Below are 24,760 nucleotides of genomic sequence, written 5' to 3'. Positions count from 1 at the left end.
ATCTGCCCGGCAAAAATGCTGGATACGGGCGGCTATGGGGAAAACCAGCGACGACGACGAGCGGGGTTTCTTTCCCGAGAGACCGACAAAGTCGCTCGCGAAAGCCAAGTCGGTCGAAAAGCCGCATTATCTCGGGCATCGCGACCGCTTGCGCCAACGGTTCGCGGCCGCGGGTTCCGACGCCCTCCCCGACTACGAATTGCTGGAGCTCCTGCTCTTTCGCCTGATCCCCCGCGCCGATACCAAGCCCGTCGCCAAGGCGCTGCTGGCGCGCTTCGGCACGGTGGCCGAGGTGCTTGGCGCGCCTGTCGCGCGGCTTGAGGAGGTCGGGGGTATCGGTCCGGCGGTGGCGCTCGATCTGAAGGTCGTTGCCGCGACCGCCCAACGCGCGGCACGTAGCGAGATCAAAGGCCGCGAGGTCTTGTCGTCCTGGACGCAGGTTCTCGGATACTGCCGGTCAGTCATGGCCTTCGAGGAGCGCGAGCAGTTCCGAATCCTGTTTCTCGACAAGAAGAACGCGCTGATCGCCGACGAGGTGCAGCAGGTCGGCACCGTCGACCACACGCCGGTCTATCCGCGTGAAGTGGTCAAACGCGCGCTCGAACTCTCCGCCACGGCAATCATTCTGGCGCATAACCATCCCACTCGGCGTGTTTCTATCACGCAGGATCACGCTGTTACACATTGAATCATTAACATTTTTTGACTTGTCTAGCTCCCGGATACTATGGCAAACTGGGGCCTGTTCTGAAGGGGATTGCAGCTCGTTGTGACCCCAGTTGCCGACCCCTCCTACCCGTCTGGCGACCCCACTTGAGAGCCGATGGGAGAGCCCAGTGCCTAGCCTTACTGATGGAGAAATTCGCCGGGCGCTGAAGCAGGTAGAACAAACCGGCAAACAGCTAAGTCTCGTCGATGGCGAAGGTCACGGCACCGGCCGTCTTGTCTTGGTCTTGAAGCCTATGCCAACCCGTGTCACCGCCGATTGGATGGCGCAACAATGGCGCGATCAGAAGCGCCTCAAGAAGAAGCTTGGATCATACCCATCGATATCGCTTAGCAAGGCGCGCGAGGTCTTTAGCCGAGATTTCGCAGACATGATCCAGAGGGGCCGCTCCATTAAGATTGCTGGCGATACCCGACCCGGCACGGTCGCCGATCTCTTCGAGGCATATGTCCGGTACTTAAGAGAGGCCGGCAAACCATCGTGGAAGGAAACCGAAAAAGGACTCAACAAGATAGCCGACACTCTCGGACGGAACCGTCAGGCTCGTGAGATTGAGCCCGACGAAATCACGGATGTGATCAGGCCGATTTACGATCGCGGCGCTCGAGTCATGGCCGACCATGTTCGCAGCTATATCCGTTCTGCCTACAGTTGGGGCCTGAAATCTGAACATGACTATCGAACGACGTCTGTCCGGCGATTTCGCCTTGCTTATAATCCTGCGGCAGGCATACCGACCGAACCAAAGAACGTCGGAACACGCTGGCTGGACGAGGACGAGTTCGTCAGGCTCTACCGCTGGCTCGAATGCCCCGATGCGCCGGTCCACCCGCCCTATACCCGTGCCATTCGCATCCTGATGCTGACGGGACAACGTGTCGAAGAAATCGCGCGTTTGCATGCGGATCAATGGGATGCTCGAGAACACATCATCGACTGGTCCAAGACAAAGAACGGAAAACCGCACGCCATTCCGGTCCCCCAACTCTCGGCCGATCTCATCGAATCGATCAAGCCCAACGCGCATGGCTGGTTTTTTCCGTCCGCCATGGACGCATCGAAGCCGGTGAGCGCTGGAACTCTCTACAGCTTTATGTGGCGTCAGCGCGATCGCGGCGTGATCCCGGTCGTGACCAACCGGGACCTTCGCCGGACCTGGAAGACGCTGGCCGGTCAGACTGGCATCTCCAAAGAAATTCGTGACCGGATCCAGAACCACACACTCCAGGACGTCAGCTCCAAGAACTATGATCGCTGGAACTACATGCCAGAAAAACGCGCAGCCATGAAGAAATGGAACGCTTTCGTCGTGAAGCTGCTGAACAAAAAGACCGTCAAGCTTGCGGCCTGATACTTGGCGGCTGGCAGGTTCAGATCACGGACACGCAACTCCCGACACCGACCCCATGCCACCCACTGGCTTCGCACTCGCGTGAATTGAAACAGAAACCGCTTTCGCCGAACCGTCGCCGCCGTTCGTCGGATAGCAGTCGTCCGGACAGGCCGACATCACAACCAACACAGGGCAAAGTGCCTTCAGTTCGACAATTCCTCCAGGAATATATGGCGGGCGGGAATATTCTATCGCGCCACTCTCCCTGACTGCGGCGCGCATGAACAAATTCCAAGGTTGTGGTAACAAATGTAACGGCCAATCGATATGTCGCGTGTTCTGGAGAAAGTTCGACGCGCAGCTCGGATGCCCATCCTCCCGGCCGAAACGGACGTACATCTGGGCACTGCAGGCCGCAATCAACGTGTCATGCTGCCCTCCAGCGGTATCGGCGACATATTCCAGAAGCGGTGTGTAGCGATTTGAGATCAGCACGTCGCCGGGCTCGTAGTAGATCTTGCCGAGTACCTCCCGGCAATGTTCCATCGAAAGATACTCGGCCTCGCCTGTTAGCGAGATACACCAGAAATCGACAACTTGCGTTCCATTGTCATTGACGATCCGGATACTGTCACCCTTGTCTAGCCGAAAGGATGAACCCTCCTTGGGAGGAATGACAAAATTATCTCGAGCCGGATCATTGATAGCGGATGTCATGCTTTACTCTTGAGATTCTTGATTGCCGTAGAGATCACGTTATAATCAAGCGCAACCACATGCCGCGAGTTTTCCGTCTGTAGCGTCATCCCCGGACGGACCCGGATTCCGTGGATGGACAGCACCCGGTCGATCGGCGGCAGATCGCTTTCCAGATGCTCTTATTTATTGGCGAACCTCGAGGCCTTTTCCATAGCGGCGAAGGCCTCGCGGCGCTTGACCTCCCAAGCAAGTCTCGCGCGCCGATCTACAAGTCACTTCAACGAGGGTGAGGTCTTTGTCCGCGTGGGACTAGGCTATCAATCTGCCCAGAAGCGTTCACTGGGTAGGCGCGCATCATGGCGCCAAAGGCCTCCCTCCCAGGGCCGATTTAAGGAAACAGGCCCCGGGATGCCTTAGCGGCGCGCACTTTGTCGACGCCGATCGCAAGCGCGGAGTTGCGGTTTGTAACGCAATCACGCTCCGCTCGCCTGATTACCTGCTCGAAGGAGCGGTCAAGCACACGATAAAGTCTTTCAACGACTTCGGCTTCATCCCAGAACACCCTTTGAAGGCCTTGAACCCACTCGAAGTAGCTAACAATCACACCGCCAGCGTTGCATAGAATATCTGGGATTACGAAAATATCGGTACCGCTCTCAGCAATGATCTTGTCTGCGCCTGGGGTGGTCGGTCCGTTCGCCGCTTCGGCGAGTATACGACACTCGAGTCGAGCAGCATTGTCCTCCGTAATCACGCATTCAACGGCGGCCGGAATGAGAACGTCACAGCGCTGGCACAGCAGTTGTTGAGGATCGATTGCAGCGTAATCAGCGAAACCCCGAAGCACGCCTGTCTCAGCCACGTGCGCCTGGGCTGCGGCGACGTCAAAGCCCTTAGGATCGAAGTAAGCTATTGTATGGTCACTGATGCCTGTTACACGCACACCGCGTTCAACCAGACAGGCTGCCGCGACCGCACCCACGTTGCCGAAGCCTTGTACAATTGCAGTAGCGCCTGCCGGCTCGATCCGCAAATGCTCCATGGCGCGCCCGATCAGATGCACAACCCCGCGACCCGTCGCTTCTCTCCGACCCGCAGTTCCTCCGGCAAACACGGGCTTTCCAGTGACAATCTCGTTGACCGTGCTGCCTTTGTACATGGAATACGTATCCATGAACCAAGCCATCACTTGCTCATTCGTACCCATGTCAGGCGCCATCACATCGATGTGGGAGCCGACAAACGGAATCATCTCCTGCATGTAGCGCCTCGACAATGCCTCCATCTCACGCCGCGACAACGCAAAGGGATCAACCGCCACTCCACCCTTCGCTCCCCCGTAGGGCAATCCGGCCAACGCGCATTTCCAGCTCATCCAGACAGCGAGCGCAGCAACTTCTCCAATCTCAAGTGTTGGCGAGAAGCGCGTCCCACCTTTTGTTGGGCCGAGCGTCAGATGATGCTGTACGCGGAACCCTTGAAAAACAGCGGTTTCTCCATTGTCCCGATGGATGGGGCAAGAAACCGCAATGGCACGCTTGGGGTAGAGTAGGCGATCGCGCTCGTCTGGCTGGATTTCGAGGTAATCGCTCACGTCCACAAACTGCTGTCGAGCCATCGCGAATACTGGGCCGCTATAGAATGCGCTGTTCATTACTGTCCTGCTTGATATTTGGATCCGGCACTCTGGCGCCGCTCCAATTCGGTTTAGAGTACGGGTGGTAGCACGTGGAGTTGCGAGCCTGGTCGCCGCCAATCTTAGGAAGGATGCCTATGATGGCTGGCACAAGCTCGAAAGTGTTGCCGGAGAGGGTATCGTTCGAGATCTTGACGTTCGGACCGTTTCAGTCCCGTAGAGGGCAATGGCGGCCTTAAGAATATTCATGGGACGATGCGAATGCCCCGTTCGTTCAACAACACTGCACCTGAGGGATCGAAACTGATCTCGACTGTCTCATCTTCCCGCAAGAGCCCGCCATCGAGGGAAATATTGGCGCGGATGACAGCGCCCCCAATGTCGATCTCATAGACCGCATTGCCCCCAAGATAGGACGTCGAGAGGATTCGTCCTGAAAGCCGGTTGTCAGCGCCCGTTGCGCCGATGGCAATCTTCTGAGGCCGCACGACAACGGTGACCTTATCTTTCGGCTTCAGGGGCCTGGGCGAGGCGGCCCGGACTGTTTGGCCGACGTCGAGCGCGATCGTCGCCCTGCCCTCATCCATGATAGTCACGACACCCGACAACATGTTCGCCTTGCCGAGGAAATTGGCCACGAAGCCGGTGGCCGGCTGATCGTAGACCTCACCGGGCGTGCCGATCTGCTCGACCACGCCGGCATTCATCACAACGATGCGGTCGGACATAGACAGGGCTTCTTCCTGGTCATGCGTCACGAAAATGGCTGTGATCCCAGTCTCCTTCTGGATTTTCTTGATCTCGACGCGCATGTCCTCGCGCATGTTGGCGTCGAGCGCCGACAGGGGCTCGTCCAGCAGCAGCACTTCCGGTTCAAAGACGATGGCGCGAGCGAGTGCGATGCGTTGCTGCTGGCCGCCCGAAAGCTGCGAAGGCAGTTTCTTCTCGCTGCCGGGCAGCCGCACCATCTCCAGAGCCTTACCGACCCGGCGCACGATTTCAGCCTTCGGCACGTTGCGATATTTCAGGCCGAAGGCGACGTTGTCGAAGACGTTCTTGTGCGGGAACAGCGCATAGTTCTGGAACACAAGGCCGATGTTGCGCTTGTAGATCGGAATGTCGTCGACGCGCTTGCTGGCGATCGAGATCTGGCCGCTGGAAATGTCGACGAGACCGGCGATCGAGCGCAGGATCGTCGTCTTGCCGCAGCCTGAAGGCCCCAGCAGGGTGACGAAGCTGCCTTTTTGGATCGTCAGCGAGAAATCCTTCACCGCGGTAAACCTGCCGTAGGAGATCTCTATGTTCCGAAACTCGACAGCCGGCGACTCCGGCGAATGCACGTTGTGGCCAGCCCCCCCGTGCGGTCTACCCCCGCCCACTTGCCGGGGGTCTTGGCTTGCATCGCTCAGACTGGTGTTACGCACCTTTGGAAATCCTATCCCACTGCTTGTTCCAAGCGTCCCCTTTCTTTGCCCAGTAGAGCGGATCCGCGAACGTGATCGAATTCATCGTGCCAGTCGGATCGAAGGCGGGAAGGGCTTTGATCTTTTCAGTGAGCTGCACTTTGGTCGGATCGAGCGAAGGTGGGTAGCTTTGGCCCTCTGCCACGGCGATTGCGGTCGCCGGATCGAGCATGAAGTTGACCAATTCCTCGCACTCGGCCATCGGCGAGCCCTTGAGAATGAGCATGTCTTCCATCCAGCCGTAGGACTTCTCGGGATCGAGATATCCGATCGGCTGGCCCTGCTGCTGCAGCTCGGCGACACGGCCGGACCAGGCATCTGTCACCACGACCTCGCTCTTTGACAGAAGGTCCATCAGCTCCGCGCCAGAGCTCCAGAATTTCTTTGTAAGGTCGCGGGCTTCGCGGACCTTCGCCCACACGGCATCCATGTCCTGGATGTTGTTGGGGTCCTGCTTGGTCTGCAGTGCGGCGTACCAGACGCGCGTGGCCATGTCGGCAAAGCCGCCAATTTTGCCAGCATACTTTTTGTTGATGAGGAGATTGGCACCCTGTTCCCTGGCTTCGTCGGGGGAGATCACCTTGGTGTTGTAGGCGATGCCGGTGGTGCCGTAGTCATAGGGCACTGCCGAAATCTTCGGCGTGATCTTGCGGAACGGTGCGATCATCGCCTCGGCCACATTTTTCAGGTTTGGAATGTTGGCCTCGTTGATCTCCGAGTTGTAGCCGCCATTCACATATTTGATGTAGTAATCGACGCCGGAGGAATGGACGACCTGAAAGTCGCCCGGGCTCGAGGTCTTGATCTTGCTGATGATCTCATTCTCGTCGCCGAACGTACCCTGGACCACCTTGATACCAGTCTTCTTCGAGTAGGGTTGGAACGCGTATTTGTCGATCGCGTCCTGGACCGTACCGCCCCAGCCGTCGAAGCGCACTTCCGAGACGGCGGCCAGAGCGCGTCCCATCCAGGGCATCGACAAGCCGGTGGCGGCGGCAGCCGCTGCCGTCAGGCTGAGGAACGAGCGCCGGCTGATATCGCCGTTCGCGTAGCGGTCGCCCAGCCGCTCCAGTCTTTTGCCGTTGGTCAGTTTCATTGCAGTTCTCCCATTTTACGTAGCTTTTTTTCTGAACCGGGTGAGGCTTTGGAGGATGAGCCCGCCTATCAAGGGAATGCCGACCGTCACCAGGATCATGACGGTGCCCAGCGCGCTGACCTCGGGGCTGATCGAGATCTTGAGCATGGACAGGATCTGCGTTGGCATGGTCTCGACGCCGGCGGGGCGCCAGAACAGGCTGGCCGAAGTGTTGTCGAAGGAGATGGTGAAGGCGAGCAGCACGCTGGCCAGCACCGCGGGGATGAGCAGCGGCAGTGTGATCTCGCGGAAAGTCGACAACCGCGATGCGCCGAGCGAAAGCGCTGCTTCCTCATAGGAGCGCTTGATGCCGACCATGCGTGCCTGCACGATCAGCACGACGTAAGGCAAGGTGAGCAGGATGTGGCCGAGGATCAGCAGCAGCATCGAGCGCGGCTGGTCTATCGACTTGATCATCACCAGCAGGCCGACGCCGAGGATTGTTTCGGGCACGAGCGCGGGCAGGATGACCAGCGTGTTGATCATCTGCTTGCCGGCGAATTCGAAGCGGACCAGCGCGAAGGCCGTCATGATGCCGATCAGCGTCGTCACCGCCGCCGTCACCAGCGCGATCCACATCGATGTCCGGAAGGCAGCAAGCACCGGCTCGTTGGTCAACAGCTTGGCATACCAGCGCAGGCTGACACCGGTCATAGGAAAGCCGCCGAACATGGAATCGTTGAAGGAGAGCACGACGGTGGCGATGATCGGCGCGAACATGAAGATGTAGACGCAGACGGTGACGAAGCCGGTTAGCCGCCAGGCCCATTTGCCCTCGCGGTCGTGATGTACTGCCTTCATGCACTCAGCCCTTTCATGATCTGGGACAGGCCCATGTAGCGGCTGTAGGCGGCGGCAACCGCGCCGAGCAGGACGAACAGCACGATGGACAGCGTGGCGCCCATCGGCCAGTTCAGCTGGCTCATGATGGTGTCGTAGATCAGATTGCCGAACAGCGCGTCGCGGCTGCCGCCCAGCAATTGCGGCGTCACATAGCTGCCGGCGGCCAACACGAAGCAGAGCAGCAGCCCGGCGCCGAGCCCCGGCAGCGACAGCGGCAGGGTGACCTCGCGAAAAGCCTGGGCGCTGGTGCAGCCCATGGAGCGGGCGGCGGCGATCAGGGTGCGGTCGATGCTTTCGAGGCTGACATAGACGTTGAGGATCATATAGGGCAGCAGGAAATGCAGCAGCCCCATGATGACCGCGCCCTCGGTGTAGAGCATCGGCAAAGGCTCGTTGATGATGCCGAGCCTCAGCAGCACGACATTGATGAGCCCCTGTTCACCCAGGATGTGGATCCAGGAAAAGGTGCGGATGGTGAAGCTGATCCAGAACGGCACGATCAACAGCAGCAACAGCAGCCATTTGTGCCGGAAGGTCGTGGCCCAGATGAAATAGGCCGGGAAATAACCGACGAGACCACAGATCACCGCCGTGACGGCGCCGACGCGAAAGGTGTTAACAAGAAACCCGGAATAATAGCTGTCGGTGAGGAATTCCTTCCAGTTGTCGAAGGTCAGCGACGCCTGCTCGACGCCGGCCGTGACGAAGGTGAAGAAGGTATAGGCCGTCATCACCGCGATAGGCAGCAGCAGGAGCAGAAGCAGCAACACCAGCGCGGGCGCGACAAGAGCCCAGGCCAATCGCTTGTCGTACAGTTTCCACCCCATCTTCACTCTCGTTCGAACAGGCTTGCGTGGTTGATTTGGCGATTGTGCAAGTCGCCCGCAGAACAGCACGCTACTGAGGGCCCGATGAAACTCTTGGCCGACCCCTCCGAGTTTCACGGAACTGGGCTCACTTTGTTGATTCTTCAACGATTTCCCCTGCCCTAAGAAGCAACTCTTCCGATCCAGGTCGTCCCATGAGTTGGACGCCCAAAGGCATCTCCCCTGCCTTCCTGATGGGCACCGTCAAAATTGGAAATCCAAGTGGCGCGAGCGGTTGGGTATAGAGACCCAACACCGCCCTTTTGAGCGCTGGCCTTCCCGCCACATCTACAGTTTCCTGATCAAGGCGTGGTGCAACGCAAGGCGTGGCCGGAGCCACGATGATGTCCACCTCCGCCTTGTCCATGAGAGCAAGCGTGTGGCTTCGCAGCCAGTCGCGGAATTTCTGCGCCTTCAAATACCAATGGGACGGAAACAATGCGCCAGCCATCAGCCGGTCCCGTGCGAATGGGGCAATATCCATGGCTCGGGTTCTCAGGCGGCTGTGGTGATAATAGGCACCTTCGCAAGCCGTAATGGCAAAGGCTGAAGCGCGGGACGCTTCTGGCTGAGGCAGAGAAATGGTCTGGGCTGCGTTGCCGCCAGTCAGAATCCGCGCCACAGCTACGGCAGCCTGCAACGCGATGTCGTCACCACCCCGCTGATAGTACTCATCAGCTAGAGCAACACGCAGCGGCCCCCCCGCCACTTCCGCTTCTGGATCCAGGGAGCCAGCCAAAACACTATAGACCGCTTTCAGATCAGCCATTGAGTTTGCAAACGGACCGGCCGTATCAAGTGTCTTGGCAAACAAAACGCCGCCATCCAGGCTGACTCGCCCAACTGTGGGCTTCAGTCCGTAAATACCGCAAAGGGCAGCAGGAATGCGTATGGAGCCGTTGGTGTCGGTCCCCAGACTCAGAGGCAGCAGTCCCCCAGCAACTGCAGCTGCCGAGCCCCCTGACGAGCCGCCCGATACGCGCGTTCTGTCATGCGGGTTGAGACATGGCCCATAATGGCCATTTTCATTTGTGAAACCGAATGCATATTCGTCCATGTGCAACGCGCCGATAATAATGGCGCCTGCTTTGACCATGCCTTTGACTGCAGCAGCATCTTCTTCCGCCGGCGCGTTGTCGGCATGGATCTTTGAACCCGCGATCGTGACGAGGCCTCTCACGTTGAAGAGATTTTTTACGCCGAACGGTACCCCAGCCAACGGACCCGGATCTTGACCACGGGCCACTTTCCCATCGATTTCCCCCGCATCGGCCATTGCCCTATCCGCGCAAATGGCGCTGACGGCGTTATATGGGTCCGCCCTTAGGCGCTCGATCGCCGCTGCTGCAACATCCGTGGCATTCGCTGCGCCTGAGCGGACCGCGGCGGCAATTGCAGCAGCGCTTTGATGATCGATCATGCGTCCTCTCCTGGAATGTCAAATCCGAGAAGGGGCGCCATCATTGCTTTCGCAAAACTATAGTATTTTTTTATACCTTCTCGCTGGGTCTCCAGGACGGGGTCAAACCCGGCCAGTTCCAGCGAGATGTCGACAAATCTGTCCATTTCTCGATCTGCAGCGGCAGCGTCTACTTCGCTCGTTGACACAGCAATCTCCTAACGATCGGCCGCGAGTGCTGGGCTGAAGACCATGAGGCTGAGTATCTCGAACAGTGTCTGTGCCCCTGCATGGGCGGTGTTCGTTGTTGCGTCATATTGCGGGGCCACTTCAACCACATCGCCGCCAACCAGATTGATGCCCTTCAAACCGCGGATGAGTTCCAGCACTTCGCGCGTCGTGAGCCCGCCCAGCTCTGGAGTCCCGGTTCCTGGCGCAAAACTTGGATCCAGGCTGTCAACATCGAATGAAAGATAGCTGGGGCCATCACCGACGATCTGACGCGCCTTCGCGATGATGGCCGGGATGCCCATGGCAGCGACTTCTTCGGCATGAATGACGGTCATGCCGGACTCGTAGGAAAACTCCCAAAGATATTCCGCTGCACCACGAATGCCGATCTGCACCACCCTGGTCGGGTCAAGTACGCCATCCAGAACGGCGTTGCGGAACGGTCCGCCATGGTGGAATTTTGTCTGATCGAAGGCGCCGCCGGTATCGCAGTGGGCGTCGATATGGATCATGCCCACGGGGCGTTTTTTGCCGACGGCTTTCAGGATTGGATGAGTGATCGAATGATCACCGCCGACAGACAGCGGAACAATCCCGGCATCAACGATCTGGTTGACGCGCTTTTCGATATCCTCGTGGCTCATTTCGAGCCGGTAGCGGCTGCGGAAAGGCACATCTCCAATATCGGCTACCCGCAATTCCTGCACTGGCGCGCAATCCAGCACATGATTGTAGGGACCTATTCGCTCGATTGTGCGCAAGGCCCGCGGACCGAAACGGGAGCCGTTGCGATTGGTGACGCCAAGGTCCATGGGAACACCGAGAATGGCCACCTGAAGATCGCCGAAATCGGGATTTTCCGCATCGACTTCCCGATGTGGCGCAGCCAGAAACGTCGGAATCCCGGCATAGGGCGCGACACGTGTACCGCTCTCGCTGAAGATCTTATCAGCAACTTTACGGAACTTCGGGTCGAAAAGCTCTCCGCCGTGACTCTCGCCATACTTCGCGCGAAGCTCCTGGAGCTTACTTTCTTCAATAGCCATGGTTTGTCTAACCCTTGTCTTAGTGTCCGAGGATTTGGCTCAAGAACAGTTTTGTCCGGGCCGATTGTGGATTTTTGAAAAACTGCACCGGCTCGTTTTCCTCAACGATCTGTCCCTGATCCATAAAGATCACGCGATTGGCGACGGCCTGCGCAAAACCCATTTCGTGCGTAACGCACAGCATCGTCATGCCCTCCTCCGCGAGCTCGATCATGGTGTCGAGCACCTCCTTGATCATCTCCGGGTCAAGCGCAGACGTCGGCTCATCAAACAGCATGATGCGCGGCTTCATGCAGAGGCTTCGCGCGATTGCAACGCGCTGCTGCTGCCCACCCGACAACTGGCCAGGATATTTCTGCGCCTGGTCTGGGATGCGTACTTTCTTGAGATAATGCAGGGCCGTCTCTTCAGCTTCCTTCTTGGGAATCTTGCGAACCCAGATCGGAGCCAACGTGCAGTTTTCCAGAATCGTCAGATGCGGGAACAGATTGAAGTGCTGAAATACCATTCCGACTTCCGAGCGCACTCTGTCGATCTTCTTGAGATTGTCCGTCAGCTCGGTGCCGTCGACGACGATCTGGCCGGACTGGTGTTCTTCCAGACGGTTGAGGCAGCGGATCAGTGTTGATTTTCCCGAGCCGGAAGGGCCGCAGATGACAATCCGCTCGCCGCGACGCACGGACATGTCGATGTTCTGCAGCACGTGAAATGAGCCATAGTATTTGTTCATGTTCTTGATGCTGATGACGACTTCTTCGCCGACCGCCATCCGGCTGTTCTGGATTTTCTGATTAACGATCGACAGCGCGACATTTGCTGGCATGCCGTTTCTCCCGCATTTCAAAATGGAAAAGAGCCGGAGCCATGCCTTCTTCAGACCGGCTTCCTTAACTACGGCAATGCCCTAAGCAGGCTGTTCTTTGCTGGTCATGGCTTTGACAACCGCCGCTGTGTCTGCCACTACCCCAAAAACTCCATTTTCGACCGTGGTCATGTAGACGGCTGCTTCATGTGCATAGGCGTCACCACTTGCACATGCATCCTCGATCAGGCAGCAAATGAAGTTTCTGTCGCTTGCTTCCCGCAATGTGGTGTGGACGCAGACCTCTGTTGTACAGCCCGTCAACAAGACATGAGTGACATCACGAGCGCGCAGGACATGCTCGAGATCGGTGTGCGTGAAGGCACCATTGGCCGTCTTGTCTATGATGATGTCCGTGTCGCGCACATCGAGCTCGGGGACGATTTCGAAACCGGGTGTCCCGCGCAAAAGCGCGTCGGTTCCCTCGAGCCCCGATTGCCTGCGGCGCCAATGTTCATATTCGGTCATATCAGCCAGATCAGCACGATATCCCTGACGAGTGTGGATGACGTGGCAGCCGGCTTGACGGGCAGCCGCAATCAGGCTGCTGACGTTGGGAAGAATCTTGCGCAAAGGTGCCGGATCATAGCCCATCCGCGCAAAGTAACCGTCTTCGGCCAGAAAATCGCGCTGGAGGTCGATGACGATGAGCGCGACATGGCTCGCTGCGATGCTTCCGTCATGCGGAAATGCGAATGGGCGAGCGGCAATTGGCTCAACTCTTGAATTGCTCGTGTTCATTTTTCCTCCCGGAGCGTGATTTCGAATTTGACCGATTAGCCCTAACGTCCGTAAGGGGCGTCGAGCTTGCGCTCCAGCCGTGACTGAGCCATCATCAGTGCGGAAACAATAACTAGATAATAGACCAATGCAGCCCCGTAAATTTCAATGAACCGGAAGTTATTTGAAATCGTGTAGGTTGCTGTCGTCATTAATTCCCGGAGAGAGATGACCGTTGCGAGCGATGTCATCTTGACGAGACTTATGAATTCGCTGCCCGTTGGCGGCAAGGCCACACGCATTGCCTGAGGCAACGTGACAAACCAGAGTGTCTTTACACGGTTCAGACCCAGCGCCTTAGCCGCATCATGCTGCCCCCCACCGACAGAGCGAAGCGCACTACGCAAGATTTCGGTTTGATAGGCCGTCTGATGCAGCGAAAGAGTTATGAGAGCGGCGATGAACGGTGTGAACCAGCTCTCCTTAAACGCCGGGAACATTTGCGGCACGGCATTCCATATGAACAACAATTGCAACAACAATGGCGTTGCTCTGAATACCCATGAATACATGGCGACAGATTTCCTGCCTGCCTTGTTTGAGCCATTGGCGACAAGGGCCATCCCAAGACTGAAGACCATGGCAATCGCGTGCGCAACAATGGCAAGCGCCATTGTCACCATTGCTCCGCGCAGGAAAGCCCAGCTGGTAACGGCCTCCCAAAAGATCGTGAAATCAAAACTCACCAGTCGTTCCTCGGCTTCCGAAGCAGCTCTGCCATTTGCAGCATCTCAATTGCTGCTATGACAGGGCTGCTCCGGCACTGTTTCCAGGACTGAGGCACTGCGTTTCACGCAGATGCCATTCATTACCTCTCAGGGATGGGGATTTGTTGCATCCGCCGGCAGATGCCATTTCACCGGAAGCGCCGCCATGAAGCCGGACGCCTTAAGTGTGCCCAGAGCTGCCTTGACGGCATCCGTATCGCCAGGCGTCTTGCGCAGATAGATACCAAACTCCTGGTCTCCAGGAACCGTGAATACGGTTTTCAGCTTGCCTGGCATTTGCTTGTCGCGGAACGCTGCCTCGGTATCCTGGACAAGCGTTCCGTCTGACCGCCCAACCAAGACCTGCTCGATGCAATCCTGAGCCTTAGGATAGGTTTGAATTTGGATTTCCGGCCTTCCATCGCCAACCAGCTTCTGGTTTACTTCTCCAGCGATCTTTTCGAGGACTGTACCCGCCTCAACGGCCAAGGTCTTACCCGACATATCCTCCAGATTGTTGATCTGTTTATTGTCACCCGCCACGAGAAGTAGTGTCGACGTCTTCATGTACGGAACAGCATCAAACTTCTGTTGCCGCTCCTTCGTCACGAGAATGCCGCTCATCACCATGTCGCACCGCCCCGATTCAAGGGCGGGCAACAGCCCGGCAAACTCACCAAGAACCAAGTGAAGTTCGACCCCCCATTGTTTCGCAAGGGCGTTCAATAGATCGATGTCCGACCCAATTGGAGCGGCGTCACCAGCCTGCTCAAAATAGCTCAGCGGCGGAAAGCCAGGCGAGTTGCATACATTCAGCGTTTCGCCGGATGCGAGAAAACTCGGGCGGCTTGCTTCCGACGTTCCGCCTGCGGCGAAAACGCTCGAAGACAGTGCAATAGTCGTTGCCATCGCGGCCGCCGCCTTCAGTGAAACCCGATGCGAGGCCTCCTGCCGGGCAGCGCCCATTTGCGGATAAGATTGTTTCAATGTCGGTCCCTCCCTAGATGAATTGTCAAAGTTCTTTAGATTCTTGCCGAAAAGAACTTGGAAACGGCGCCGTGCATTTCTGTCAGAGAGCGGCAATCAATTGGTTTGCATGCTCTTCACTGAAGGCCTTGATCATTTCGACATTGACATATCCATGCGAACGCGCGCGCAGCAGATAGGTCATCATGGCGTCGTCGCTGGGGGCTTCAAATATCTGCACCCAGTCGTAGCGCCCCATGGTCATGTAAAACGCTACGGTTCGTCCGCCGACGGCTTCAACATTGCGATGGCTTGCAGCCGTGCGATCAGGGGCGGTCGCAACGTTTTCGTATCCTTTGCCGGTCGATTTCAGCAACGCGATGTAAAGAGGCATGATGTTTCCGATTTTTGGAGTGCTGTGAAAAACGCCGGCACCATCAACGTATTTTGCTATTTTATTGACGACAATCGATATTAATTGATATCGCTGGTTAGATTTCCTAACCAAGGAGCGGTCATGGCGTCCCGCAAGCTTCCGTCTCTCAATGCAATGAGGTGTTTCGAAGCCGCCGCACGACATGGCTCCATCCGACGTGCCGCCGATGAGCTTAGCCTCACTCATGGCGCCGTAAGCCACCAAGTAAAATTGTTGGAGAACGGTCTTAGCCTGCAACTGTTTGAGCGCGTCGGACGGCGACTAAGGCTCACACCGGCAGGAACAAAACTTGGGAACGCACTCACCCAAGGGCTCGATAGTATGGCGTACACGTTGCGCGAACTGGATGACTATCGGGGGCTATCCTCGGCTGATCGCCATTTCAGGATTGTCGTTACACCGTCCTTTGGCGAGAACTGGCTTTTGCCGCGCATATTTCAATTCATCGAACGTCACCCTGGGTTCGAGTTTTCGCTAGTGGCAAGCAACCTGGATCCCCAGAATCCGTGGGACGACATCGACGTTGCTATTCAATATGGCGGCACGGACTGGGGGTCAGGGCGCTGGTGGGGCACGCTGCGGCAGGTCAATCTACGCCCAGTCTGCAGCCCCCGACTGTTTAATGGAAAGCACCCAATTCGCTCGCTGCGCGATCTTTCCGAACATCGCTTGCTGCATGAAGATGATGGCTCGGAGTGGGCACGATGGCTGCGAATGGCTGGGGCGCCACAGGGACGCGAGAGCGTCTACTTCGGCAGCGTAAACCTTGCTCTCAGCGCGGCCCGCGGCGGGCATGGCTTAGCCCTTGTCTCCTCGACGTTGTCTGAGAACGACGAAAGAAGCGGCCAGCTTATTGTTCCCTTCGACGCCAAAAGCGCAATCAGCGGACAAAAGGCCTATGTATGCGTTTGCGACCATGTAAAACTGCAAAAGCCAATTGTTGCGAGCTTTATTGAATGGGTTCAGATTGCGATGGGGCAAAATGCTCTGCCACATGAGAATACCGCGACAACCGACGCAGCAATGGACAGCGTCGAGTGACAGGCCGACAGGTGCACTGGTTCGGGCCCGCAGAATGACGATATCTTGTTAACGCAGACCGTTGGCGCCCGATGCCTCGCTTCAGGCGGCGCCAGGTTTTCGTTGCGCTTGTAGCCCTTCCTTTCCAACAGCGTTATCCGCCATGAAGGCCCAGCACTCGGCGACATCCGTCATTTTGCCTAGGATCCCAGGGCGATCACGGCTTCAATCTCAACAGAAGCACCTAGAGGCAAGGCTGAGACCTCGAATGTTGCACGGGCCGGAAACGGTGCGGAAAAAAACTCGGCGTAGGCTTGATTGATCCGAGCGAACTCGCTGAGCCGTGTCACCAAGACTGTGGTCTTTAGAACGTTGCCCATGTTCGCGCCGGCGGCTTCCGCAATGGCCGATATATTGCGTAAGCATTGCCGGACTTGATCGACCGAGTCCTCGCTTTCAACCTTTCCAGTCGCAGGATTGATGGGCAACTGGCCAGAGACGAAGAGGAGGCCCGCATGCGTGCGCGCCTGTGAGTAGGGACCCACGGCTTTCGGTGCTTCGCTGGTGTCAATGGCCGTCATGTTTATCCTCTTTCTTGGTCAAAGGATGATACGAAGTGTTTCATGAAGCGCAGGAAACGCTCGGTTGATATGATGCGTGACCGTGCCGTGCAGCGGCCGTCAAACGGTTTCCCCAGTTGCGGGCTCCGAGTGCCGCAGCCCGGTGGATTGCGCCGGCTGCACAAGCCTCGTCCCACAAACGATCAATGCAAATGCGACAACGTCGGACCAAAAGAGCGGCTCTCCCAAGAAAATCGCGCCGATAGCCAATCCAATAATCGGGATCAGGTAATTGACGGTTGAGATGAAGGCAGCGCCCGCCTTCTTCGATAGTTCCAGCATGACCAGCAGCGCGATGGCAGTGCAAACCACCCCCAGCGCGATACTGGCGCTGACAGCCGTCACTTCGGACGTAGCAACCAGCTCTCGCACCTGCAAAAAAGGCAAGGCGGTCAGTGAAGCCATCAGCAGGCTCAAGGTGGCCGTGCCGAGTTGGTTTTTGGGCTGCCAGACGCGTGCAAATACAATGTTGCCGGCAAAGCATATGGCTGCTGCGGCGAGAGCGGCGAGACCAAAGATCACCTCGGTGCCCAAGTGCACTCCGCCACGTGCCATCACGATCGGAAGCACGCCAACAAATCCGATGATCAACCCAAGGGCTGCGCGGGCTGTCAACCGTTCACCAGGCAACCAAAGATGCGCGAGGACAGCCGAGAACAGGGGTGTTAGCGCCATCATCACTGCAGATAGCCCGCTCGGCACTGTTTGCTGACCAATTGTTATCAGACCAATCGGCAAGGCATTGCCGAACACGGCATAGATCAACGACCCGCGCCAGTCTGAAGCGACCCAATCCACACTGCGAAGCGTGAAACCGGCCCACACAAACAGGGCGAGTGCTCCGGAACCCAAGCGAAGGAAGAATACATTGCCGGCAGATATGTGATCCAGAGCTACGTTCGTGAAACCGTAGGCACTGCCACGGCAAAGTGCGAATACGACAAGCAGCGACAGCGTGTCGCCGTGTGCGGTGAGTTTCATAAAGAGCTTCCGGAATTGAACTCTAGGCCAAGCCATCTCGGGGCGGTTGCGCTTCAGCTACGCATCCGCGATGCCCGCTGCTGCAGTTCTCTGCGATCAAAGTACCCGGGCTAAGAATTCGCGCGTTCTTGGCGATTGAGGGTTCGCAATCATTGCCCGAGGATGCCCTCTTTCGACCACGACCCCTCCGTCCATGAAGATCAGTTGATCGGCAACCTCACGCGCGAAGCCGATTTCGTGCGTCACGACCACCATTGTCATGCCGCTGCTAGCAAGGTTCTTCATGACTGCCAAAACTTCGCCCACGAGTTCTGGATCGAGCGCCGAAGTCGGCTCATCGAAAAGCAGAACCTTTGGCTTCATCGCCAGGGCTCGAGCTATCGCGACTCGTTGCTGCTGTCCGCCGGATAGATTGCGTGGAAAGGCATCGCGCTTTTCAGCCAACCCTACCCGCTCCAGCAGCTCCTGCGCTCGGCTCTTCGCGACAACAGGCTCTTCTCCGCGAACCCTAATCGGCGCTTCGATTAAGTTCTCCAGGACCGTCATGTGAGGGAATAGATTGAACTGCTGGAACACCATGCCGATCTCAGCCCGGCGTTCGCAGATTACTGCAGCGGGCAATTCGTAAAGCTTGCGGCCCTCCAAGCGGTAGCCAACAAAGTCGCCGTGTACGAGCAGCAGGCCGCCGTTGATCTCTTCCAAATGATTAATGCACCTCAGGAAGGTACTTTTCCCTGAGCCCGACGGGCCGATGATGCATGCGACCGAACCCTCGGGCACCTGCAGATCGACGCCCCGCAGGACCTCCAGATTCCCGTACGATTTGCGAACGCCAGCCGCGTACACCATGACGTTTTCGGCGACGCCAAACTTGGATTTGTGGGACACCATCGTCGTCATGCGACAATCTCCTTCCTGCGGAGTGTGAGGACGTTGCCCACGATGTCGCGCATCGCCTTTTTGCGCATTCTACCTGCGCGGAGCTCGTCACGCGAGAAATAGCACTCCAGATGGTACTGACCGATAGACATTATCGAGACGATTATCAGGTACCAGATAGCCACCACCAACAGGAGAGGCATCGTTTCAAACGTTCTGGCATATACAGACTGCGCAGAATACAGAATATCATCGACCGCAATGATGCTAACGAGGGACGTCATCTTCAGAAGATTTATCGTTTCGTTGCCAGTTGGCGGAATAATCATGCGCATCGCTTGTGGCAATATGATTCGCCGCGTCAGCAGGCCGGGCTTCATCCCGAGAGAGGCAGCGGCCTCAGTTTGGCCTTTCGCAACTGACTTGAGCCCCCCTCGGACTATTTCCGCCATGTAGCCCGCTTCGTGTAGGGAGAGCGCAATGATCGCCGCGGTAATTGGCGTCATGATGTCGTTGGTTGGTATGGAAAAAATCGTTCCGATCCCGGGAACCCACAACGTCACGTTTTTGAAAACCAGTGACAAATTGTACCAAAGGATCAGCTGAACCAAGGCAGGCGCTCCGCGGAAGAACCAAACGAAAGCATTGGCTGGAAGCGACAGCATTTTGCTCGGGGAGAGCATCATCAGCGCCATTACTGTTCCCGTGGCGACCGCGAGGATCATGATCACGATTGTGAGCGTGAGGGTCGTCAGCAATCCGTTCAAGATAAGCGGATGGAGCATGTAGTGCCCAACAACGGACCATTGAAATTCCGGATTTGTGAAGACGGAATACGCGACGCTGGCCATGCCTGTAATCACCACGGCGATGGCTACCACTCTCATCGGATGTCGCAACGGTACGACCGTGAGGCCTTCCGGCTCCAAAAGAGTGAGATTCTGTTGCGCTTTTTGCTTTTGCTCTGACATAGGTGGTTTCTCTACAGAACGCAGATTCTCCGGTTGAAAGGTGCTCGCGCCTTTTCCGGCTCTCTGGAGAAGCGCGCGTGATGATCGCCTTCGGATGCAATCAACGCGCCTGTTGCTGATTATTTGGGAAGCTGGTCGGCACTCGTTATGATCTCTGACTTGCTCACGGCTGAGGTTGCCATATTGAACTTGTCGATGATCTTCTCGTATGTGCCGTCGTCCATCACCTTCTGCAGCACTGCCCGCATCATTTCCGCAGACGCGCTATCGCCCTTCGCTACGGCAACACCGAGCGGCGTTGGAAAATACGAGCCCGGGACCACGACCATCTTACCGTTGCTTTCGCTGGCGTAATAACCAGCAGCGGTAGAATCATCTAAACGCCCCACGACGCGCTCGGTCAAGACAGCCTGAATCGCGTCCTTCTGCTCCGGATAAATGGACTTCTTGATCTCGGCTCTTCCGCTGGACTTACAATCTTCATTGAGCTTATCAGCAGCAAAGTCTGCCGCGGACCCAGTTTGCACGGCGATTGATGTTCCACACAGATCGTCCTTGGATTTGAACTTGGAGGCGTTCTCGGCTGGAACCACAAACACCGTGGCGGCGCTCAAGAAGGTGATGAAATCGACCTGCTTAAGCCGCTCAGGCGTGACCGAGAACGTAGCCCATGCGACTTTCGTCCGCTCCGAAGCGAGCGATGGGATCTGAGAAGCAAACGGCATTCTGACGATTTCGAGTTCGGCGCCCAAAGCATGGGCAACGGCGTCGGCAAGCTCGATATCGAGACCGACAGGCTTACCCGCCTCGTCGACGTACTCAAATGGAGCATAGGCCAAAGAGTTTGATATCTTAAACTTGCCGGTGGCCCTTACCTCCTCATTCTTTGGCAAGCCTTGGGATAGTGCCGCCGTCGCGAAACAGGAGGCCACAAGGCCCACGACAGACGCGGACAGTGCCCTTTTTACCATGTTATTCCCCTTATTTTCAAGTTGCCACGGATATTGACTTTGAGTGTGACATCGCTTGGCTATTAGTCAAATTGATATTAGTCATATAAAATATGAACTCTGCGCATTTAACTTTTGCGCTTTAGATGAGCGGCCCAGCTGTGGAAGAACGGCCTTCAGGGGCGCGCGACGGACACGAAGAAACGCGGCTTAAACCCCTAGCTGGCATTGCGATTAAATCATCCGTCAGCGGCCGGCTCTGGCCAGGATCGTGACGATCTGCTCGATCTCTGGGATGGTGTTGTAGTAATGTGGAGAAAGACGAACGGCGCCATTCCTAATGCTGGCGTAAATACGTTCTGAGCTTAAGGCGCCGAGCAATACATCAGACGGAACCCCAGGCTTGCGAACCAACAAGATCCCCGACCGAGCATTTCGCTCGAACCGGAAAGCAACGTCCAAGTCGGCTTCATCGCAGAGGTCAATGAGAAGCTGATTGAGGTCGAGAACGCGCTGTTCGATAGACGCCGCGCCGAGCTCGTCGATCTGCCGAAGTCGCTCGACGAGTCCGAAAATCCCCGCCCCATTCGGCGTACCGGCCTCAAAACGCCGGGCATCTGGAAGGACATCAAGTGTCCGATTGAAGGCGAAGGGCTCGTTCACACTGAGCCAGCCAAGTACTTTAGGTCTAATCTGTTCGAATGCTCGATCGGAAATGCTGATGAAGCCAATTCCGCGCGGTGCCAGCATCCACTTGTGTCCGCTTACGACCAGCACGTCGACATTCGCTGCCAAGACATCCAGTGTGAGGGCACCGATGGATTGCGTGCCGTCCACCACGAGCAGTGCATTGTGCCTGCTGCAAATCTCACCGAACCGATGGAGATCTACGCGGAAGCCGCTGTAGAACTGCACGTGACTTACCGCCACTAGGCGTGTGCGATCATCGACGAGAACCCGGAGGTCTTCAGGTCGGAGGCGCCCCCCAACCGCGTCGATCTTCCTGACCTCAACGCCCTGGGCTTCAAGCTGTAACCAGCAAAGATAGTTGGAGGGAAACTCGTGGGCCGGGATAACTAGGTTGTCGCCTTCACGCCAGTCCAGGCCAAGGGCCACCAGCGACAAGCCATGCGACGTATTCTGAACGTATGCAATTCGGTCTGGTTTGGACCCCACAAGTTTGGCCGCCCTTGCACGCCCATGGTCAAAAATCGGGATCGACAGTGCAGTTGCTTCCCGCGGGTCTTGCACGACGTATTCCGTGTGCTGGTTCATTGCAGCCTGCACCCGCTTGGGAACAGGAGACACGGCTGCGTTGTCGACATAAATGACCTGCCTGACATACGGCAGGTCGTCACGGGCCTCTTCAATCTGTTGATCGGTCAGTCGCAGCTGCATCATGGATCCTTCGCGCAAACGCTCGTGCGGTCAAAAACACGAAGAAATGTAGGGGACGATATTGGCATGAGGCAAATTCGATGTTCTAATCTACGGAATGAATCTCATTCATAGGTGTCGAGTGAATTTTGACGCTATTGATCTGAATCTGCTTAGGGTGTTCGACGTTCTGATGCGCGAGCGGAACGTGACGCATGCAGCGGATCGGTTAGGTCGAACACAGTCTGCGGTTAGCCATTCGCTTGGCAAACTCCGACTATTGTTCAAAGACGAGCTATTCACGCGCGATGCGGGGGCAATGAAGCCAACGCCGCGAGCCATTGAGCTTTCCGTGGATATTTCTCATGCCTTGGCCAATATCAGGGCGACTATCGATCGGCATCAGAGGTTCGATCCGGCCGAGACTCGTCGAAACTTTCGTATTGGGCTCATCGACTACCATGCGATGATTTTCATACCGGGCTTAATCAAACAGTTTGCGGAAAAGGCTCCTCTAGCAACTCTGAACGTCATTCCTTCCACGAGGGCGGAAGTCGGTCCGCTAATTCATTCGCGGCAGCTTGATTGCGCGATCATTGGGAGCTTCGACACCGAGGACCCCAATCTGCTTCAGTTAGAGTTGGGTCAGGACCGGCTCGTATGCGCCATATGGAGTGGCAGTTCCATTCTGAAGCGGCCCTTGAGTCTGGAAGCCTACCTCGCTGCGACCCACGTGCAGATTTCTGCCGACGGTGTAGCTGAAAGCCTGGCCGACAAAGCCTTGAAGGAGAGAGGTTTACGGCGCATCGTCAATGCGACCATCCCCAATTATCTGGTCATTCCCTGGGTGCTGCGCGGCACTGACCTGATCACACATTGTGGTGACAGCATCCTGCTGCTGCTTGACGACAGAAGCGAGATAACATTGACGTCACCTCCGTTACCGATCTCGCCGGTAATGATCTCATTGATACTGCACCGGCAGATGGCGACAGATCCCGCTACTATCTGGCTTCGCGAACTGGTTGAGCAACTGTTCAACGCTTGGCAATCTCGAAAAAGCGCAGCATGGGTTGATAGTCCGTTTGTCCGGTGATGGCCGCGAATCAAATCGGATAGCGGCAACCCACGATACGAAATGCCTCGGCTTGATTGGATGCCGGAACCCGCCAACCATTCCAGAGGGATGCTGTCGACGTCTGAGCCCGCTTGCTTTTTACCTATCGTGATAGTGAGAGGATATTAAGACCAGCTACATTCTGCTCAATCTGCCGCCAGCCCAACGAGATGTAGAGCGGTGTGTTGTCGGGGGTAGCGCAGAGATAGACTGTGTCGACTCCGGTTTCAAAGGCTATTTTCACTGCGGCCCTCACCAGCGCCGCTCCAACGCCTTTGCGGCGATGTTCGGGATCGACCCACAGCGCTGCTATCCACGGGCGGTATTCGGGCCGCTCATCCATGTCATTGTCAATCAAGGAAACGGTCCCAAGAAACCGCTCACCATTTGCCGCGACGAGAGCAGTCGGGATGGTGTCGGGGCCGAGACTTTGCAGGACACGCCGGTCGATATCATCGAATTCATGTCCCTCATTGCGCCACCACGCATTCCAGATACGGTCGGAAACTGTCTGCCTGAACCGAGGCTGCTCGGTAAGAGTCGTGATGTGGAATTTGCGGTCCATCGTCGTCAAGATTGGTCTCCCAGCGTCATGCGAAGGTTAGGCAGTGCTAACCGGAAGAGGGTAACGAGCGAACCCGAGCGGCTCTGCAAGCAGACTTTGTGTCACCAGCAATACCTCAAGCGTTCTGTCTCGTGCGACAAGCAAGCTTAGAAAGCTGAAGCTTCAGAGGCGCTTTCATAGACAAGGCGCGCCGCAGCAAGGTCGGCGAGCGCAGTTCCAACCGTCTTGAAAAGGGTGATTTCGTGGTTGGATTGTCGACCCAAGACATCGCCTCTACAAAGATTCTCAAGCGTGCCGCGCAGTGCTTGCTCGGAAAAGGCGCCCGTCGCACAGGGTTGCACTAAATCACCCGCTTCCCTGAAGGCATCCATCGTATCGATGAAAACTGAAGCTCGTCGGATCGCAACATCGTCGGCCTCACGCATGTCTGGCGTGAATCCCCCAATCAGATCGACATGCGTGCCGTCTGTCAGCCAGCCCCCTTTGATCAAGGGAGATGTGGCGAGCGTCGCGGCGCCAATGATATCCGCGCGCCGGACCGCCGCTTCGAGATCGTCCGCAACAGTAGCATTTAGGCCTCGCATCGCCAGCTTCCCGGCCAGATCCTCAGCATAGGCATGTTCTACGTCCCAGATCTCAATCCGATCGATGGTGCGAACACTTCGATAGGCGTCCGCCAGTAGGCGGGCGACCCGCCCTGCTCCGATAATCAACAGTTTGCTTGCGTCTGGTCTGGCAAGGTAGTCGGCAGCCAGAGCAACCACCGCCACTGTTCTACGAACGGTGATGGCATCCCCATCAATAACCGCAAGCTGCCTCCCCGTCTTCCCATCATAGAGGATGTAATTCGAATTAACGGTTGGCTCCCCACGCGCGAAGTTACCCGGAAACACATTCACCAACTTGACGCCAGCATAGGCGCGCGACGCGTTGGACTTTGTCCATGCTGGCATCAAGAGGAGCGTGCCATCCGCCTCTCCTATAACTTCGATCGAATGGTGGTGTCTTGTAGGGGTAATGCAACCGGAAACGAACGTGTCGCGTAGGGCAGGAATTAGACTGTCGAAGGGTAGCAAGTCCAACGTAACCATCGCGTTCAGAATCTTGGTGGAATTCCCTAACACCGCTGCACCTCCAATGGTCAATTTTTG

The 24,760-nt window shown here is 56.7% G+C and carries 26 protein-coding genes; 4 read left to right on the top strand and 22 right to left on the bottom strand.

All coding sequences use genetic code 11. The features are described 5' to 3' along the window. Window positions 1–34: 34 nt before the first annotated feature. Window positions 35–688 carry a DNA repair protein RadC gene (gene radC / locus EJ075_RS26340; protein ID WP_126106347.1) on the top strand — a complete coding sequence of 218 codons (654 nt, stop codon included), beginning with the start codon at window positions 35–37 and terminating at the stop codon, window positions 686–688. 148 nt (window positions 689–836) lie between these two features. Further along, window positions 837–2,078 (top strand): tyrosine-type recombinase/integrase, encoded by a 1,242-nt coding sequence (locus EJ075_RS26335; protein ID WP_126106346.1) that lies wholly within the window; start codon window positions 837–839, stop codon window positions 2,076–2,078. Window positions 2,079–2,102: 24 nt separating this feature from the next. Here EJ075_RS26335 and EJ075_RS26330 read toward each other — a convergent pair whose 3' ends face one another. From EJ075_RS26330 to EJ075_RS33855, 14 genes are all read right to left on the bottom strand, one after another. After that, on the bottom strand, window positions 2,103–2,777 hold the full coding sequence (locus EJ075_RS26330) for an urea carboxylase-associated family protein (protein WP_126106345.1): 675 nt from the start codon (window positions 2,775–2,777) through the stop codon (window positions 2,103–2,105). 370 nt (window positions 2,778–3,147) lie between these two features. Further along, window positions 3,148–4,413: a Glu/Leu/Phe/Val dehydrogenase gene (locus EJ075_RS26325; RefSeq protein ID WP_126106344.1), complete on the bottom strand. Its 1,266-nt coding sequence runs from the start codon at window positions 4,411–4,413 to the stop codon at window positions 3,148–3,150. A 227-nt stretch (window positions 4,414–4,640) separates the two neighbouring features. Beyond that, window positions 4,641–5,735 carry an ABC transporter ATP-binding protein gene (locus tag EJ075_RS26320; protein ID WP_164547192.1) on the bottom strand — a complete coding sequence of 365 codons (1,095 nt, stop codon included), beginning with the start codon at window positions 5,733–5,735 and terminating at the stop codon, window positions 4,641–4,643. A gap of 76 nt (window positions 5,736–5,811) precedes the next feature. Beyond that, complete coding sequence (locus EJ075_RS26315; RefSeq protein WP_126106342.1) at window positions 5,812–6,954, bottom strand: extracellular solute-binding protein; 1,143 nt, start codon at window positions 6,952–6,954, stop codon at window positions 5,812–5,814. Window positions 6,955–6,969: 15 nt separating this feature from the next. Then, window positions 6,970–7,794, bottom strand: a complete 825-nt coding sequence (locus tag EJ075_RS26310; protein WP_126106341.1) for an ABC transporter permease — start codon at window positions 7,792–7,794, stop codon at window positions 6,970–6,972. After that, window positions 7,791–8,663, bottom strand: coding sequence for an ABC transporter permease (locus EJ075_RS26305; RefSeq protein ID WP_126106340.1), 873 nt, complete (start codon window positions 8,661–8,663; stop codon window positions 7,791–7,793). The genes EJ075_RS26310 and EJ075_RS26305 overlap by 4 nt, the downstream gene beginning before the upstream one ends. 127 nt (window positions 8,664–8,790) lie before the next feature. Further along, window positions 8,791–10,122, bottom strand: coding sequence for an AtzE family amidohydrolase (locus tag EJ075_RS26300; RefSeq protein WP_126106339.1), 1,332 nt, complete (start codon window positions 10,120–10,122; stop codon window positions 8,791–8,793). Next, window positions 10,119–10,310 carry a hypothetical protein gene (locus tag EJ075_RS26295; RefSeq protein WP_126106338.1) on the bottom strand — a complete coding sequence of 64 codons (192 nt, stop codon included), beginning with the start codon at window positions 10,308–10,310 and terminating at the stop codon, window positions 10,119–10,121. Before EJ075_RS26295 ends, EJ075_RS26300 begins: the two co-directional genes overlap by 4 nt. 9 nt (window positions 10,311–10,319) lie before the next feature. Further along, the gene (gene speB, locus EJ075_RS26290; RefSeq protein WP_126106337.1) at window positions 10,320–11,378 is read right to left on the bottom strand and encodes an agmatinase; all 1,059 of its coding nucleotides are present in this window, start codon (window positions 11,376–11,378) and stop codon (window positions 10,320–10,322) included. Window positions 11,379–11,397: 19 nt separating this feature from the next. Then, a complete protein-coding gene (locus EJ075_RS26285; RefSeq protein ID WP_126107477.1) occupies window positions 11,398–12,147 on the bottom strand; it encodes an amino acid ABC transporter ATP-binding protein in 750 nt (249 codons plus the stop codon). Between the two features lie 135 nt (window positions 12,148–12,282). Then, window positions 12,283–12,981, bottom strand: coding sequence for an isochorismatase family cysteine hydrolase (locus EJ075_RS26280; protein ID WP_126106336.1), 699 nt, complete (start codon window positions 12,979–12,981; stop codon window positions 12,283–12,285). 41 nt (window positions 12,982–13,022) lie between these two features. Further along, window positions 13,023–13,706 carry an amino acid ABC transporter permease gene (locus EJ075_RS26275; protein WP_245458022.1) on the bottom strand — a complete coding sequence of 228 codons (684 nt, stop codon included), beginning with the start codon at window positions 13,704–13,706 and terminating at the stop codon, window positions 13,023–13,025. A gap of 129 nt (window positions 13,707–13,835) precedes the next feature. Beyond that, window positions 13,836–14,714, bottom strand: a complete 879-nt coding sequence (locus EJ075_RS26270) for an ABC transporter substrate-binding protein (protein ID WP_126106335.1) — start codon at window positions 14,712–14,714, stop codon at window positions 13,836–13,838. A gap of 82 nt (window positions 14,715–14,796) precedes the next feature. Further along, a complete protein-coding gene (locus EJ075_RS33855; RefSeq protein ID WP_126106334.1) occupies window positions 14,797–15,315 on the bottom strand; it encodes a GYD domain-containing protein in 519 nt (172 codons plus the stop codon). Window positions 15,316–15,450: 135 nt separating this feature from the next. Between EJ075_RS33855 and EJ075_RS26260 the strand changes: the two genes are divergently transcribed. Then, complete coding sequence (locus EJ075_RS26260) at window positions 15,451–16,170, top strand: LysR substrate-binding domain-containing protein (protein WP_245458224.1); 720 nt, start codon at window positions 15,451–15,453, stop codon at window positions 16,168–16,170. Between the two features lie 179 nt (window positions 16,171–16,349). Here EJ075_RS26260 and EJ075_RS26255 read toward each other — a convergent pair whose 3' ends face one another. From EJ075_RS26255 to EJ075_RS26230, 6 genes are all read right to left on the bottom strand, one after another. After that, a complete protein-coding gene (locus EJ075_RS26255) occupies window positions 16,350–16,730 on the bottom strand; it encodes a Rid family detoxifying hydrolase (RefSeq protein WP_126106332.1) in 381 nt (126 codons plus the stop codon). A 99-nt stretch (window positions 16,731–16,829) separates the two neighbouring features. Next, complete coding sequence (locus EJ075_RS26250; RefSeq protein ID WP_164547189.1) at window positions 16,830–17,750, bottom strand: DMT family transporter; 921 nt, start codon at window positions 17,748–17,750, stop codon at window positions 16,830–16,832. Between the two features lie 96 nt (window positions 17,751–17,846). Next, window positions 17,847–18,650, bottom strand: a complete 804-nt coding sequence (locus EJ075_RS26245; protein ID WP_126106330.1) for an amino acid ABC transporter ATP-binding protein — start codon at window positions 18,648–18,650, stop codon at window positions 17,847–17,849. Next, window positions 18,647–19,600, bottom strand: a complete 954-nt coding sequence (locus EJ075_RS26240; RefSeq protein WP_126106329.1) for an amino acid ABC transporter permease — start codon at window positions 19,598–19,600, stop codon at window positions 18,647–18,649. Before EJ075_RS26240 ends, EJ075_RS26245 begins: the two co-directional genes overlap by 4 nt. Window positions 19,601–19,719: 119 nt before the next feature. Continuing rightward, complete coding sequence (locus EJ075_RS26235) at window positions 19,720–20,571, bottom strand: ABC transporter substrate-binding protein (RefSeq protein ID WP_126106328.1); 852 nt, start codon at window positions 20,569–20,571, stop codon at window positions 19,720–19,722. A gap of 225 nt (window positions 20,572–20,796) precedes the next feature. Beyond that, a complete protein-coding gene (locus tag EJ075_RS26230; protein ID WP_126106327.1) occupies window positions 20,797–21,951 on the bottom strand; it encodes an aminotransferase class V-fold PLP-dependent enzyme in 1,155 nt (384 codons plus the stop codon). A 118-nt stretch (window positions 21,952–22,069) separates the two neighbouring features. Here EJ075_RS26230 and EJ075_RS26225 point away from each other — a divergent pair, with 118 nt between their 5' ends. After that, on the top strand, window positions 22,070–23,023 hold the full coding sequence (locus EJ075_RS26225) for a LysR family transcriptional regulator (RefSeq protein ID WP_164547188.1): 954 nt from the start codon (window positions 22,070–22,072) through the stop codon (window positions 23,021–23,023). Between the two features lie 124 nt (window positions 23,024–23,147). Here EJ075_RS26225 and EJ075_RS26220 read toward each other — a convergent pair whose 3' ends face one another. Further along, window positions 23,148–23,609 (bottom strand): GNAT family N-acetyltransferase, encoded by a 462-nt coding sequence (locus EJ075_RS26220; protein WP_245458223.1) that lies wholly within the window; start codon window positions 23,607–23,609, stop codon window positions 23,148–23,150. A 146-nt stretch (window positions 23,610–23,755) separates the two neighbouring features. Then, window positions 23,756–24,733, bottom strand: a complete 978-nt coding sequence (locus EJ075_RS26215; RefSeq protein WP_281033437.1) for an ornithine cyclodeaminase family protein — start codon at window positions 24,731–24,733, stop codon at window positions 23,756–23,758. Window positions 24,734–24,760 lie beyond the last annotated feature (27 nt).

The organism is Mesorhizobium sp. M6A.T.Cr.TU.016.01.1.1 (assembly GCF_003952585.1).
GTDB classification, from domain to species: domain Bacteria; phylum Pseudomonadota; class Alphaproteobacteria; order Rhizobiales; family Rhizobiaceae; genus Mesorhizobium; species Mesorhizobium mediterraneum.
The sequence above is the reverse complement of the archived record's forward strand: the minus strand, read 5'-3'. Positions and strand labels throughout refer to the sequence as shown.